This window comes from Sphingomonas sp. CFBP 13720, assembly GCF_014842075.1.
Classification (GTDB): domain Bacteria; phylum Pseudomonadota; class Alphaproteobacteria; order Sphingomonadales; family Sphingomonadaceae; genus Sphingomonas.
Map to the genome: position 1 here is coordinate 156,442 of NZ_JACYVA010000007.1, position 13,010 is coordinate 169,451.

15 protein-coding genes are annotated in these 13,010 nt (G+C 67.6%); 8 read left to right on the forward strand and 7 right to left on the reverse strand.

The window, feature by feature from the left end; genetic code table 11:
- Positions 1 to 5: 5 nt before the first annotated feature.
- Genes IFT55_RS14325 through gatC form a run of 3 tightly spaced genes read right to left on the reverse strand, consistent with a single transcriptional unit; the run spans position 6 to position 1,919 of the window.
- Positions 6 to 149 (reverse strand): hypothetical protein, encoded by a 144-nt coding sequence (locus tag IFT55_RS14325; RefSeq protein ID WP_192093020.1) that lies wholly within the window; start codon positions 147 to 149, stop codon positions 6 to 8.
- Between the two features lies 1 nt (position 150).
- Positions 151 to 1,632 (reverse strand): Asp-tRNA(Asn)/Glu-tRNA(Gln) amidotransferase subunit GatA, encoded by a 1,482-nt coding sequence (gene gatA, locus IFT55_RS14330; RefSeq protein ID WP_192093021.1) that lies wholly within the window; start codon positions 1,630 to 1,632, stop codon positions 151 to 153.
- On the reverse strand, positions 1,632 to 1,919 hold the full coding sequence (gene gatC / locus IFT55_RS14335) for an Asp-tRNA(Asn)/Glu-tRNA(Gln) amidotransferase subunit GatC (RefSeq protein ID WP_192093022.1): 288 nt from the start codon (positions 1,917 to 1,919) through the stop codon (positions 1,632 to 1,634). Before gatC ends, gatA begins: the two co-directional genes overlap by 1 nt.
- Positions 1,920 to 1,998: 79 nt before the next feature.
- On the opposite strand from gatC, the gene IFT55_RS14340 reads away from it, so the two are divergent.
- Genes IFT55_RS14340 through IFT55_RS14360 form a run of 5 tightly spaced genes read left to right on the forward strand, consistent with a single transcriptional unit; the run spans position 1,999 to position 6,740 of the window.
- Positions 1,999 to 3,108, forward strand: coding sequence for a DUF3089 domain-containing protein (locus tag IFT55_RS14340; RefSeq protein WP_192093023.1), 1,110 nt, complete (start codon positions 1,999 to 2,001; stop codon positions 3,106 to 3,108).
- On the forward strand, positions 3,105 to 3,575 hold the full coding sequence (gene ruvX, locus IFT55_RS14345; RefSeq protein ID WP_192093024.1) for a Holliday junction resolvase RuvX: 471 nt from the start codon (positions 3,105 to 3,107) through the stop codon (positions 3,573 to 3,575). Before IFT55_RS14340 ends, ruvX begins: the two co-directional genes overlap by 4 nt.
- A 20-nt stretch (positions 3,576 to 3,595) precedes the next feature.
- Positions 3,596 to 4,531, forward strand: a complete 936-nt coding sequence (locus IFT55_RS14350; protein WP_192093025.1) for a cobalamin-binding protein — start codon at positions 3,596 to 3,598, stop codon at positions 4,529 to 4,531.
- Positions 4,532 to 4,542: 11 nt separating this feature from the next.
- On the forward strand, positions 4,543 to 5,532 hold the full coding sequence (locus IFT55_RS14355; protein ID WP_192093026.1) for an aspartate carbamoyltransferase catalytic subunit: 990 nt from the start codon (positions 4,543 to 4,545) through the stop codon (positions 5,530 to 5,532).
- Positions 5,529 to 6,740 (forward strand): dihydroorotase, encoded by a 1,212-nt coding sequence (locus tag IFT55_RS14360; protein WP_192093027.1) that lies wholly within the window; start codon positions 5,529 to 5,531, stop codon positions 6,738 to 6,740. Before IFT55_RS14355 ends, IFT55_RS14360 begins: the two co-directional genes overlap by 4 nt.
- A gap of 106 nt (positions 6,741 to 6,846) precedes the next feature.
- Here IFT55_RS14360 and IFT55_RS14365 read toward each other — a convergent pair whose 3' ends face one another.
- From IFT55_RS14365 to IFT55_RS14375, 3 genes are read right to left on the reverse strand one after another with little or no spacing between them, the layout of a single operon-like run.
- On the reverse strand, positions 6,847 to 8,148 hold the full coding sequence (locus IFT55_RS14365) for an SPOR domain-containing protein (RefSeq protein WP_192093028.1): 1,302 nt from the start codon (positions 8,146 to 8,148) through the stop codon (positions 6,847 to 6,849).
- Positions 8,145 to 8,531, reverse strand: coding sequence for a hypothetical protein (locus IFT55_RS14370; protein WP_192093029.1), 387 nt, complete (start codon positions 8,529 to 8,531; stop codon positions 8,145 to 8,147). Before IFT55_RS14370 ends, IFT55_RS14365 begins: the two co-directional genes overlap by 4 nt.
- A gap of 2 nt (positions 8,532 to 8,533) precedes the next feature.
- Positions 8,534 to 9,241: a ParA family protein gene (locus tag IFT55_RS14375; protein WP_192093030.1), complete on the reverse strand. Its 708-nt coding sequence runs from the start codon at positions 9,239 to 9,241 to the stop codon at positions 8,534 to 8,536.
- A gap of 141 nt (positions 9,242 to 9,382) precedes the next feature.
- Here IFT55_RS14375 and IFT55_RS14380 point away from each other — a divergent pair, with 141 nt between their 5' ends.
- Entirely contained in the window at positions 9,383 to 10,291 is a 909-nt protein-coding gene (locus tag IFT55_RS14380; RefSeq protein WP_192093031.1) for an SPOR domain-containing protein, read from the forward strand.
- A gap of 16 nt (positions 10,292 to 10,307) precedes the next feature.
- Here the strand turns inward: IFT55_RS14380 and IFT55_RS14385 are convergent, their stop codons facing one another.
- Complete coding sequence (locus IFT55_RS14385; protein WP_192093032.1) at positions 10,308 to 11,387, reverse strand: catalase family protein; 1,080 nt, start codon at positions 11,385 to 11,387, stop codon at positions 10,308 to 10,310.
- 173 nt (positions 11,388 to 11,560) lie between these two features.
- Between IFT55_RS14385 and IFT55_RS14390 the strand changes: the two genes are divergently transcribed.
- The gene (locus tag IFT55_RS14390; RefSeq protein ID WP_192093033.1) at positions 11,561 to 12,778 is read left to right on the forward strand and encodes a TetR/AcrR family transcriptional regulator; all 1,218 of its coding nucleotides are present in this window, start codon (positions 11,561 to 11,563) and stop codon (positions 12,776 to 12,778) included.
- 37 nt (positions 12,779 to 12,815) lie between these two features.
- On the forward strand, positions 12,816 to 13,010 hold a 195-nt coding region (locus IFT55_RS17245), incomplete at its 3' end, for a hypothetical protein (protein ID WP_206757253.1).

A 13,010-nucleotide genomic window follows, 5' to 3' on the forward strand; every position in this document is an offset into this window, starting at 1 on the left:
TACTCTCAGGCGCAATCTTCGGGCGGGGCACGCGGTGCAGGCGGCGGGGGAGCGTTCTGCTGGTCCTTCTTGTCAGATCGATCCAACAGGTCGACGATCAACTCGAAGGCCAGTTCGACCCCCTCGCCAAGGAAGTCCCAGCCGCTCAACCTACCACCACTTTCCCGGACGGGCGACGAAGCCGGCGCGTTGCTCGATTGCCAGTCCGGCATTGAGCACGCCCTGTTCGTCCAGCGGCTTGCCGATGATCTGCAACCCCAGCGGCAGCCCATCCTTGTCGAGGCCGCCGGGCACGCTCATCGCGGGCAACCCGGCCAGTGACGACGGCACGGTGAAGACGTCGTTCAGGTACATTGCGATCGGATCGGCGCTCTTTTCGCCCAGCGCGAACGCGGCGGATGGCGCGGTCGGGGTCAGCAGCACGTCGCACTGTTCCCATGCCTGCTCGAAATCGCGGGCGATCAGCGCGCGGACTTTCTGCGCCTGCGTATAATAGGCGTCGTAGAAGCCCGCCGACAGCACATAGGTGCCGATCAGGATGCGGCGCTTGACCTCGTCACCGAAGCCGGCAGCACGGGTCGCGGCATACATGTCCTGCAACCCCGCCCCTTCGGGCAGCACGCGCTGACCATAGCGCACGCCGTCATAGCGGGCGAGGTTGGACGACGCCTCTGCCGGGGCGATGATGTAATAGGCGGGCAGTGCGTACTTCGTATGCGGCAGCGATACCTCGACGATCTCGGCACCGGCATCCTTCAGCCAGTCGATCCCGCGCTGCCACAGCGTTTCGATCTCTGCGGGCATGCCGTCGACCCGATACTCCTTCGGAATGCCGACGCGCTTGCCGTTCAGGTTCGCGTCGAGGCCAGCCTCCCACGCGGGCACCGGCAGGTCGAGCGAGGTCGCATCCTTCGGATCGAACCCGGCCATCGCCTCCAGCATGATCGCACAGTCGCGCACGTCGCGCGCCATCGGTCCCGCCTGATCGAGCGACGAAGCGAAGGCGACGACACCGAAGCGCGAACAGCGACCATAGGTCGGCTTGATCCCGGTGATGCCGACGAACGCGGCGGGCTGACGGATCGAACCGCCGGTATCCGTGCCGGTCGCCGCCGGGCACAACCGTGCCGCGATCGCCGCCGACGATCCGCCCGATGATCCGCCGGGAGCCAACGGCGCGGTGTCGCCCGGCCGACGCCACGGCGAGACGACGTTGCCGAACGCGCTGGTTTCGTTGGAAGACCCCATCGCGAACTGGTCGAGGTTGAGCTTGCCGAGCATCCCCGCGCCGGCAGCCCACAAATTGCCCGACACCGTCGATTCATATTGCGGCACGAAGCCTTTCAGGATGTCGCTCGCCGCCGTCGTCTCGACGCCCTGCGTGCAGAACAGGTCCTTCATGCCGATCGGAACGCCGGCCAGCGGACGCAGCGTATCGCCCGCCGCGCGGGCATCGTCGGCGGCCTGCGCGGCGGCAATCGCATGGTCGGGCGTTTCGACGAGGAAGGCGTTGAGCGGCTTCGCTGCAGCAACAGCGTCGATGAAGGCGCCGGCCACTTCGCGCGCGGAAAAACTGCCGTCGCGCACGCCGTCGCGAATGGCGGCGACGCCAAGGTCGGTCAGGTCGGACACTATTCGATCACCTTCGGAACGGTAAAGAAGCCATGGTCGCCCTGCGGCGCATTGGCCAGGACCCGGTCGCGTACGTTGCCGTCGGTGACGACATCGTCGCGCAGGCGCAGATGGTTGGGGATCACGGCGGTCATCGGTTCGACGCCGCTGGTATCAACCTCGCCCAGTTGCTCGATCCAGCCAAGGATGTTGCCTAGTTCGGGCGCGAGGCGCGCAGCCTCGTCCTCGGTGATCGCGATGCGGGCAAGGCCGGCCACGCGCTTGACGGTTGCAGGTTCGACGGACATGGCCGTGCGGCTAGCATCCCCGCCCCCGCCCCACAAGCACCCACGGGGCCGGCGCACGCATCGCCCCGAGGAGGTCCGATTGGCGCGCAAGTTCCTGTATGTCGTCGCCGCGCTGATCGTGCTCGCGATCGCGGCGGCGTTCGCCTACCGCCTGTTCGGCGTCCAGTTGTTGCGGCGGACGCTGGTTCCGGGCGTCGCGTTCAAGGCGGAGCCGGCCGTCGCCGCCAATGGCTATGCCGACCGGCAAATGTGGTTCGCGCGACCGGGGTTGACCGACACGCCCGTCGACTGGCTGCCGCCGGGATTCGCAAAGGTCGCGCCGGGCCGGGCCGAGATATTCTTCATCCATCCCACGTCGTTCGTCGGGACCGACCGGTGGAATGCGCCGCTGGACGATCCCGAGACAAACGGCCGGGCGCAGGTGTTCCTGCGCGGACAAGCCAGCGCGTTCGCCGCCGCTGGTCGGGTATGGGCGCCACGCTATCGTCAGGCGACGTTCGGCGCGTTCCTGACCAGCGAAGCAAGCGCGAAACAGGCCCTCGGGCTGGCACATGGCGACGTAGCCGCCGCGTTCGAGCAATTCCTGCGCGAGATCGATCCCAACGCGCCGATCATCCTTGCGGGGCATAGTCAGGGCGCGCTGCACCTGACCCACCTGTTGCGCGATCGGGTGGCGGGAACGCCGATCGCGCGGCGGGTAGTCGCGGCCTATGTCGTCGGCTGGCCGGTATCGAAGGCGACCGACCTTGCCGCGATGGGCCTGCCCGAATGCACGACGCCGGCACAGGCGCGATGCCTGTTGTCGTGGCAGAGTTTTGCCGAACCGGCCGATCCGTCGCTGATCGTCGATACGTTCGATGCGACCACCGGCTTCGATGGACGGCCCCGCGCCGGAACGCCGATGGTCTGCACCAACCCGCTGACCGGAACCGCCAACGCCGCCGCGGCGGCTTCTGCCAACGCCGGAACGCTGGTTCCGGAAGCGTCGCTGGAGAACGCCGTGCTGACGCCGGGACTGATCCCGGGACGGTGCGAGGGCCGCGGGTTCCTGTCGATCGGCAGCGATCCGCCCGATCTTGGTCCTTATGTCCTGCCCGGCAACAACTGGCATGTGTATGATTACAGTCTGTTCTGGGCGAATGTTCGCAGCGATGCACTACGTCGCTTGGCGACGTGGGAGGGCCGATGATTACCGAGGACCGTAGCGTTTTCCGCGATGTGCTGCCTGACGGTGGGCGGCTGATCGGGCTGGACGTAGGGACGAAAGCGATCGGCACTGCGCTGTGCGACGCCGGGTGGAGCTTCGCCAGCCCGGCGGTGCTGGTCGTCCGCACGAAGTTCAGCGCCGACAAGGTGCAGTTGCAGACGCTGATTCGGCAGCAATCGGTGCGCGGTATCGTCATCGGCCTGCCGCTCAACATGGACGGCAGCGATTCGCCCCGGACGCAATCGGTCCGCGCATTCGCCCGCAACCTCGACGATATCGGGCTGCCGATCTTTCTGTGGGACGAGCGCTGGTCGACCGTTGCGGTGGAGCGCCAGATGATCGCGGAGGATCTGAGCCGCGCCAAACGGGCCGAGCGGGTCGACAAGCTGGCGGCGGCGTATATCCTGCAAGGTGCGATCGACGCGCTGGTCCACGTCCCGCTGCTCTGATTTTACAGGATAATCATTCCATGCCCCGTATCGTATCGCTGCTGCCCAGCGCCACCGAGATCGCCGTCGCGCTGGGCTTCGGCAACGATCTGGTCGGGCGGAGCCATGAATGCGATTTCCCCCCCGAAGTGACCGCCCTGCCCCGGCTAACGTCGACCCGCATTGAAAAGGGGTTGCCGTCGCGGTTGATCGACGATCGGGTGCAAGCGATCGTGACCGCAGGGCTGTCCTGTTACGAAGTCGACGCGCCGACGATGCGCGACCTGGCGCCGCATGTCGTACTAACCCAGTCGCAATGCGCGGTCTGCGCCGTCACGCCCGACGATCTGGTAGAGGCGCTGTGCGCGTGGCAAGGACAGGACCCGGTGCTCGTGTCGCTCGCGCCCAACGATCTTGGCGACGTATGGGGCGATTTCGGCCGGGTGGCGCAGGCGCTGGGCGTGCCCGAACGCGCGCCGCCGGTGGTTGCGAAGCTGAAGCAGCGGCTTGCCGCCATCGCCGCGACGGCGGCGGCGCAACCAACGCGACCCACGGTGGCGGCGGTCGAGTGGATCGATCCGCTGATGGTCGCAGGAAACTGGGTGCCCGAATTGATCGACGCGGCGGGCGGCATCAGCCTGTTCGCCGAAGCCGGACAGCATTCGCCATGGGCTGAATGGGACGCGCTGGTCGATGCCGATCCCGACGTGATCGTGATGATGCCATGCGGGTTCCAGATCGCGCAGACGCTGGGCGACCTGTCGCCGCTGACCGGCCGGCCCGGCTGGTCGCGGCTGAAAGCCGTGTGCGAGGACCGGGTGTTCGTTGCCGACGGGCATCATTTCTTCAACCGTCCCGGCCCGAGGCTGGTGGAATCGGCCGAGATCCTCGCCGAGATCATCCATCCGAATGCTTTTTCGTTCGGACATGAAGGACGCGGGTGGCAGCGGCTTGCGCGGGGCAACGGCGCGGCGTAACCGGCCGTCTCATGTCCCTGTCCGACCACCGCCCCGCCGCCATGATCGATGGCGGCGCCGTCTTTCCGCATCGCCACCTGACCGGAATCGAGGGGTTGCAGCCCCATGAGATCCTGTTCCTGCTCGACGAAGCGGAACAATGGATCGACGCGAACCGCAACCGCGCACCCGGCGATCGTCGGCTGGAAGGCGTCACGCAGATCAACGCGTTCTTTGAAAACAGCACGCGGACGCTGCTGTCGTTCGAGATCGCGGGCAAAAGGCTGGGGGCCGACGTGGTCAACATGCATGCCGGCCAGTCGAGCGTGAAGAAGGGCGAGACGCTGATCGACACCGCCGTCACGTTGAACGCGATGCGCGCCGACGTGATCGTCATCCGCCACGGATCGTCGGGCGCGGTGCAGTTGATCGCGGACAAGGTCGATTGTCCGGTGCTGAATGCAGGCGATGGATGGCATGAACATCCGACACAGGCGCTGCTCGACGCGTTGACCATCCGCCGCCGGCTGGGTTCGATCGCCTACAAGCGCGTCGTGATCTGTGGCGATATCCTGCACAGCCGGGTCGCGCGGTCGAACATCCTCGCGCTGACCACGCTGGCGGCGGAGGTTCGGGTCGCCGCCCCCGCAACGCTGATGCCCGAGTCGATCGAGGCGATGGGGGTCACCCCGTTCACCGATTTCGACGCGGCGCTGGCGGGGGCGGACGTGGTGATGATGCTGCGGTTGCAGAACGAACGGATGAACGGCGGCTTCATTCCGTCGACCCGCGAATATCACCTGCGCTACGGGCTGACGCGCGAGCGGCTGAAACGTGCCGAACCAGGCGCGCTGGTGATGCATCCCGGCCCGATGAACCGGGGGGTCGAGATTACCAGCGACGTCGCCGACGATACCGAACGGTCGGCGATCACCGAACAGGTCGAAATGGGCGTGGCCGTGCGGATGGCGTGTCTCGATGTGCTGACCCGGCGAAGCCGCGGTGTGGAGGGCTGGTCATGAGCATCATCTTCACCGGCGCGACCCGCGTGTGCCCGACGAACGGCGTGAGCCACGGCGATCTGGTCGTCTTCGGCGACCGGATCGTTTCGTCGGCGGTGGGACTGGACGATGCAACGCGGATCGATCTGTCGGGCAAGCTGATCGCGCCCGCCATCGTGGATCTGGGCGTTTTCGGGATCGACGTGGCGGCGTGCAAGGCGGGCGGGATCGTGCGCGTGGGACTGATGCCCGATCAGGTTCCGGTGCTCGACGGCCCCGGCATCGTCGCGCGCGCGGCGCATATGGGTAAACCCGATCTGTGGATCCATCCGATCGCAGCAGCCACGCGCGGGCTAACGGGCATCGATCTGGCAGAAATGGCGATCAACGCCGAAGCGGGCGCGGCGGCGGTCGCCACCGGGCGCCGATGGATCGCCGACAGCGGCGTGATGCGCAAGGTGCTGGCCTATGCCCGCGATTGCGGACTGACCGTGATTGTCCATGCCGAGGACGGCGGACTGGCCGGCGACGCGGTGGCGACGGCGGGCGAGACGGCGACCAGGCTGGGACTTCCATCAGCGCCCGCCATCGCCGAGCCGCTGGCAATCGCGCGCGACGTGATGCTGGCTGAGGATACCGGCGCGCGGCTCCATTTCCGGCAGGTGACGACGGCGGCGGGGTTCGACTTGATCCGCGCAGCGAAGCGTCGTGGCGTGGCGGTAACGTGCGGGATCACACCCGCGCATCTGTACCTGTCCGATATCGCGATGAGCGATTTCCGCACCTTCGCGCATCTGTCCCCGCCCCTGCGCAGCGAAAGCGACCGGCGCGCGGCGCGCGAGGCGCTGCGCGACGGGACGATCGACATTCTGTGTTCGGGCCACGACCCGCGCGGCCCCGAAGCCAAGCGGCTGCCCTTTGCCGATTCAGAACCGGGTATGGCGGGAGCGGAAACGCTGTTGCCGATGGGACTTGGCCTCGTGCGCGACGGGGTGATCGAACTGGACCGGCTGTTCGCGCTGTTGTCCGCCAACCCGGCGGCGTTGCTGGGGCTGGATACCGGCACGCTGGCGTCGGGCGCGCCCGCCGACCTGATCGTGATCGATCGCGACGCGCCGTGGCAGGTCCGGGGCGATGCCTTCGCCGGAAAGGCGGGCAACACCCCGTTCGACGGACTGCCGGTGCAGGGACGCGTCGTTCAGACGATCAAAGGCGGCGCGTTCCTGTAAGGGAACGCGCCGCTCCTCCTGGGAGAGGACTGGGAAACTCTGGGACGCCGGCCCTAGCGGGATGCTGCGGCGCGGTCTAACCGCCGCACCGCGTTAACCGGTCGCTTCAACGCGAAGCCATCCGGATCGGGCGCGCCCAACTGGCGAGCCGTTCCCCGACATGGTTGCGGACGAAACAGCGCGTGCTGCGGTTGCGAAGGTCGCGGCATAGCTGCAACGCTTCGTTCCGCGTGAACCCGCCGACCGACAACCGGTAATAGCGGACGCCCCTTACCGTTGCCTGAACGCCCTGCGGCGACAGATTGGTCAGCCGCGCATTACCGCGACGGACGCGGTGCCAGCCGTCGCGGGCACTGGCGACATCGGGATAGGCGCCGAGTTGTACGAAATAGCTGCCCGTGACCGGCGGGGCCGGCGCGGCGCGCGGTGCGGCCAGCCGTACCGGAACGGCCGGCAGTGCCTGGACGATCGCACGATAGGGCGCAAAATGGACCCCCGTCGCGATGGCCGGGGAAGCGGACGGTTCGACAAGGACCGGACCGATGCCTGTCGGTCCGGTAACAGCGGCCGACGACGGCGCAGGCGGTACGGTCCCGGGCGGCGCAACCAGTGCCAACGACGATGGCGCAGCCGGCATCGCTTCCTTCCAAGCTACCGCCGCCACCGGTGTAGAAGGTTCGGGGGCGAGTGCCAGTTGCAGCGGTTGCCCGCGATCCGCGACCGGCGTGACGCCAAGCAGTGCCGCGACCTGTTGCGCCGCCGTGCCAGGCCGGGCGAACTCGGCCCATTCCCCCAGCCGCCGATCGACGTGATCGGGAGCCATGTCGACCGCCGCGACTGCCCGTGCCTCGATCCACCGACCGTTGAGCGCCAGTACCAGCGCCAGATTCTGCCGCACCGTCGCGGTCGCCGCCGGATCGCGCGCAGCATCGGCCAGCATCGCCATGCCGCCCGATGGATCGCCTGCCAGCGCCAGCGCAAGGCCATGGTCGGCAGGAACGATCCGTTCCGCATGCGCCGTCAGCGTGCCCCGCGCCGCGAACCAGTCCCCGGTCGCGATCTGCGCCAACGCGAGATTGAGCGCGGAACGGCCATCGGCGGGATCGAGCGCGAGCGTATCGGTCAACGCCTGCGCAGCCGAACCGAACCGTCCTGCCGCCAGATAGGCGCGGCCCAGCAGGGCGCGATACGCAGCATCGCGCGGGGCGAGCGCCACCGCCTGTTCGGCGAAGCGGACGGCGGTCGCGCCCTTGCGCTTCGCCAGCGCCGCGCCGGCCTTTTCCGCGAAACGCGGAGCGGTACGTGCATCGTCGGCGGCCGACGCGACCGATCCGGTGGCGATCGCCCCCAGCGATCCGCACAACATGCCGCCGGCAAGCGAGATCGTGGCGAGCATACGGGACTTCATGATGTACTCCCTTCGGTGCCGGTGTCCGTCAACCGGCGCACCAACGCATCGACTTCGGGAACGGTCGCGAGAAACCGGTCGAGTGCCTGCGTCAGGATCGCGTCGGGACCGACGTTGCGGATCGCGGCGGCAAGGCGCAGCCGCCACAGCCGGTCGGTATCGAGGTGCAGCGTCACCACATCCCCCGCTGCCGGACTTGCCAGCCCCTGCAACTCCGCCCGTTGCCGCAGCACCGGCGGGACCGTTTCGGGCAGGCCGATATCGTTCCAGCCAAGGTCGTCGTCGCCCGGCCCGCCGGCGTGCGGACGCATCGCCGGGCGGGCTTCGCCCTTGCGGGCCAGCAGGCCGGACGCGACCGGCGATACGGGACGCGGCGGCGTCATCGTCAACCGACCCCCCGACGGCCGAAGCCGCCGGCCGGACGCTGTCCGGGACGCGCGGCGGTCGGCACCGCGAACACGGTGCGGCGGAAGTTCTTTTCCAGCCGGTCGTGGACATAGGTCCACAATGCCTCGATCTCGCCGCTGGACCGGGATGCGGGGTCCAGTTCCATAACGGTCCGGCCATCGACCATCGACGATGCGAAATCGACGCGGTGATGGACCGTCACCGGTGCGACGATGCCGTGCTGCGACAACGCCATCGTCGCTTCCGCCGTGATCCGTGCGCCGGGGGTGGCGGCGTTGACGACGAAGACCAGCGGCTTTCCGGCGCGGTCGCACAGGTCTACGGTCGCCCCGACGGCGCGCAGGTCGTGCGGGCTGGGCCGGGTCGGCACGACCACCAGTTCGGCGACGGCGATGACGCTCTGGATCGCCGGGGTGATCGCGGGCGGGGTGTCGATCACCGCCAGCTTGAACCCATGCGCCCGCAGCGTTTCCAGATCGGCGGCAAGGCGCGCGACCGTGGTTTGGGCGAAAGCGGGAAATTCGGTGTCGCGTTCGTTCCACCAGTCGGCCAGCGACCCTTGCGGATCGATGTCGATCATCACCACGGGGCCGGCACCCGCGCGCTGGGCCTGCACGGCGAGATGGCCCGACAGCGTCGTCTTGCCCGATCCCCCCTTCTGCGATGCCACCGCGAGTACGCGCATGCGGACAAGCCCCCTGTTTGCCGAGACCGACGGATCGCAGAGCAGGGATAAGAACTGGTTAACACCGTTCGGCGATGAAATGCTTTCCGAACTCGGGGCCGCACTGATATCCCCGGACGGAGAAGGACGAAGGGGAATGCGATGCGCGCGGTGTGGCTGATTGGAGCGGGCGCGATGCTGATGGCGGCGCCGGGGGTGGCCGATGTGAAGGCCGGCGTCGATGCGTGGTCGCGGGGCGACTGGGCGACGGCGGTGCGCGAATGGCGTCCGCCGGCGGTCGCGGGCGATCCCGATGCGCAGTTCAATCTGGGACAGGCGTACAAGCTGGGTCGCGGCGTGCCGCTCGATCTGGCGGAGGCGGAGGGCTGGTACGCCCGTGCCGCGCAGCAGGGGCATCCGCAGGCGGAGGATAATTACGGCCTGATCCTGTTCCAGAACGGCAAGCGTGCCGAAGCGGCGCGGTGGCTGGAGAAATCGGCCGCGCGTGGGGAGGCGCGGGCGCAGTTCGTGCTGGGCACGATGCTGTTCAACGGCGATGCGGTGCCGAAGGACTGGCGGCGGGCCTATGCGCTGATGACGCGGGCGTCGGCGACCCTGCCGCAGGCGGCGGGGACGCTGGCGGAAATGGACCGGCATATCCCCCTGCCCGATCGACAGGCGGCACTGGTAATGGCGCGCGAATATGAGGCGCGCGCCGGGCGCATGCCGACCGCCCCCGCCGTACAGACCGCCGTCACGACGCCGCCTGTGCGCACGTCGCCGTCAGTAAAGGCCGCGGCTCCGGTCCGCGCTGCCGCTGGACCGGTACGCACCGTTGCTGCGCCGGTCCGCGACGGCGACTGGCGCGTCCAACTCGGCGCGTTTCGCGACCCCGGCAACGCGCGCGGTCTATGGGGTCAGGTGTCGGCCCGATTTGCCGGACGCCAAGCCTTTTACGAAGCGTCGGGTGCGATCACCAAGTTGCAGGTCGGACCCTATGCGTCGAGCGGGGAGGCGACGCGCGCCTGTGCCGCGATCCGTCCGACGACCTGTGTTCCGGTACGGCGTTGACCCGTCGAGGCCGCACTTATCCCGGTTCGTGCAGCGGACAGCCGTTGAATCGACGCCGATAGTCCGCCGAATGTTCGTAGACCGGCCGTCGCACGCGGTTGACGCCGCCGAGCGGTTGGTGCGCGGTCAGCCCGGTCCAGACGCTGAACCGGAGATTCTCGTCGACCTCCGCCACCTTTTCCGCCGCCCAGCTATCCTGTGACGTGGCGCGAAGCGTGGCGACGGTCTGGAACGGGCTGACGTCCTCCGGCCACTCGACGCTGGCATCCTCGATCGGTTGCGCTTCCGCATTGCGCAGCAACTGGACACGGACTTCCCAGACACCCTCGACGCCTTTCATCGACGCCTGCATATCCTCGCGGATCGCGTTCGGCCGGCCCGACGCATCGATTACGATATCGGTCAGCGCGGTCAGATCGGCTGATACCGGCACCACCTGATATTTCGCGACATACTCGCCATGGCGGAACGGCACTGCGGAAAAATAGGTCTCGCCGAGCGGATGGACGTTCTTCGCTCCGCCCATATTCTTGAGCAGCGCGCTTTCCGTGCCGACCGCCTCCAGCGCGGCCTCGGCACCGCGCAACACGAACGACAGCGCCTTCTTGGCCCATTCCGCCTTGTCCGTCGTTTTCGACAACAGTTTGAGATTACCGGCGAATTTCTTCGGCGTCGGCGCGGCGAAGGCTGGGCCGTTGACCATGACGAAGTCCTGCGTCCTACCGTGCGCACCCGGCAACCGATCGCCCTCGACGTCCAACACCTTCCACGCCAGACCACGCGGCAGCCCGATGCTGTCGTCGAGAATATCGCCGGGATTGGTCGAGAAGCGCATCCACACCGGATGCGTCGCGGGCGTCGCGAACAGTCCCTGGGCGAGTTCGCGCGGCAGACCAGGGTGTACCGTCAGCTCGGCTCGCAGGATGCCGTGCGCCTTGGCATGTACCGCGCGCACCGCCTTGCTGTAGTCCTGCGACGTGGTTTCGAGGATCGTGTCGAACGATCGATTCAGATCGGCGATCGTCTCCGCTTCGTCCGGCTCCGGTCGTTCGATGCTGGTGGCGTACCGGATCGGGGGCAGCAGGACGTCGGCCATAATAGAACTCCGTGTGAACTCATACCTCAAGCACCGGATATCGTTTTCGTTCCTGCGCGGTGCGTCATGGGCGGTGCCGCCATACCCGATGTTCGGGAAGCGACGCCGACGCACGTGGTTCACCGGTGAATAGCTACTTCGGGCGGCACACCCGATCTGCTAGGGGGGCGGGCATGAGCAGTACCGACGGAGCCACCGACCGCTATCTCGCCAAACGCGACGCCATTCTGGCAGCGGCGGCCGAGGCGATCAACGAAGCGAGTGCAAAGGGAATGACCTTTGCCGATGTCGCGCGTCGGGTGGGTCTGAATACCACCAGCGTCACCTATTATTTCAAGCGGAAAGAGGATTTGGCCGCTGCCGCCTTCGACCATACGCTCGAATGGCTGCAAACGACGCTGGATCGGGCGCTGGCGGAACCCACGCCGCAGGCACGCGTCGCGCGGTTCCTGTCGATCCACTTCGAACGGCAACGGCGGATCGTTGCCGGCGACGAACGCCCCGTCGCCGTGCTGGCCGACCTGCGTGCGATGGAAGACCCGTTCAAGGGACGGCTGTTGCAAAGCTGGCGCGAGGTGTTTCGCAAGACCCGGACGCTGTGGGGCAATCCCGCCGACCGGGCACACAAGGATCTGAACGGTGCGCGGGCGCACGTCTTGCTGGAAAACAGCTTTTGGATGACCGTGTGGATCGACCGATACGAACCCGACCAATATGCGCGGGTCGAGGCACGGTTGATGGACGTGTTCGCGCACGGTCTCGCCGCGCCGGACCGGCACTGGACCCCGCATCCGCTGGCGCTGCCGATGGGGGACGAAGCGGGGCAGGACGCGTTCCTGCGCGCGGCGACCCGGCTCATCAACGAACTCGGCTATCGCGGTGCGTCGGTGCAGCGGATCGCCGCCGAACTGAACGTCACCAAGGGGTCGTTCTACCACCATCTCGACGCCAAGGACGATCTGGTCACCGCGTGCTATCGGCGCAGCTTCGACACGATCACCGCCGCGCAACAGGCCGCCGACCGGGTCGGTGGCAGCCATTGGCAACGGCTGTCGAGCGCGCTGGCGATCCTCGTCGATGCGCAGTTCGCCGATGTGGCCCCGTTGTTGCGCACCACCGCATTGTCCGGCCTGCCGCTGTCGGTGCGACAGGCGATGGTCGACCGGTCGAACCGCATCGCCCGGCGCTTCGCCGGTACGATCAGCGACGGCATCGCCGAAGGATCGATCCGCGCGGTCGATCCCCCCGTGGCGGCGCAGGCGGTAATGGCGTTGCAGAACGCGGCGTTCGACATGCGCAAATGGGCCGGGACCATGCCGCGCGAACAGGCGGTGAAGCTCTATGCGTCGACGGTGATGACGGGGCTGTTCGACGACTGCGTGCTGGGATAACCGCGAAGCCGAATGCGCGGGGGGTTTTCGGACGGGCGTGCTTCCGTTCCTGACGCGGATCGACATTCATCGGGACGGCGACCGTATGACCTGCACGACATTCGCCCAGCCCCGCCCTGCCGCCGTCTTTGGCGGCAAAGCCTTGTCCCGCATCGCTTGCGGTCAGCTAGGCGGGATCGACATTCACCGTAGCCAGATCATGGCGGCGGCGAGGTGGACGAAGCCGGTGAAG

Bases quoted from the DNA above. Each gene is read 5' to 3' on its own strand.
- gatC (WP_192093022.1), bottom strand. From the start codon at position 1,919: ATGTCCGTCGAACCTGCAACCGTCAAGCGCGTGGCCGGCCTTGCCCGC.
- ruvX (WP_192093024.1), top strand. From the start codon at position 3,105: ATGATTACCGAGGACCGTAGCGTTTTCCGCGATGTGCTGCCTGACGGT.
- IFT55_RS14350 (WP_192093025.1), top strand. From the start codon at position 3,596: ATGCCCCGTATCGTATCGCTGCTGCCCAGCGCCACCGAGATCGCCGTC.
- IFT55_RS14355 (WP_192093026.1), top strand. From the start codon at position 4,543: ATGTCCCTGTCCGACCACCGCCCCGCCGCCATGATCGATGGCGGCGCC.
- IFT55_RS14360 (WP_192093027.1), top strand. From the start codon at position 5,529: ATGAGCATCATCTTCACCGGCGCGACCCGCGTGTGCCCGACGAACGGC.
- IFT55_RS14365 (WP_192093028.1), bottom strand. From the start codon at position 8,148: ATGAAGTCCCGTATGCTCGCCACGATCTCGCTTGCCGGCGGCATGTTG.
- IFT55_RS14370 (WP_192093029.1), bottom strand. From the start codon at position 8,531: ATGACGCCGCCGCGTCCCGTATCGCCGGTCGCGTCCGGCCTGCTGGCC.
- IFT55_RS14375 (WP_192093030.1), bottom strand. From the start codon at position 9,241: ATGCGCGTACTCGCGGTGGCATCGCAGAAGGGGGGATCGGGCAAGACG.
- IFT55_RS14380 (WP_192093031.1), top strand. From the start codon at position 9,383: ATGCGCGCGGTGTGGCTGATTGGAGCGGGCGCGATGCTGATGGCGGCG.
- IFT55_RS14385 (WP_192093032.1), bottom strand. From the start codon at position 11,387: ATGGCCGACGTCCTGCTGCCCCCGATCCGGTACGCCACCAGCATCGAA.
- IFT55_RS14390 (WP_192093033.1), top strand. From the start codon at position 11,561: ATGAGCAGTACCGACGGAGCCACCGACCGCTATCTCGCCAAACGCGAC.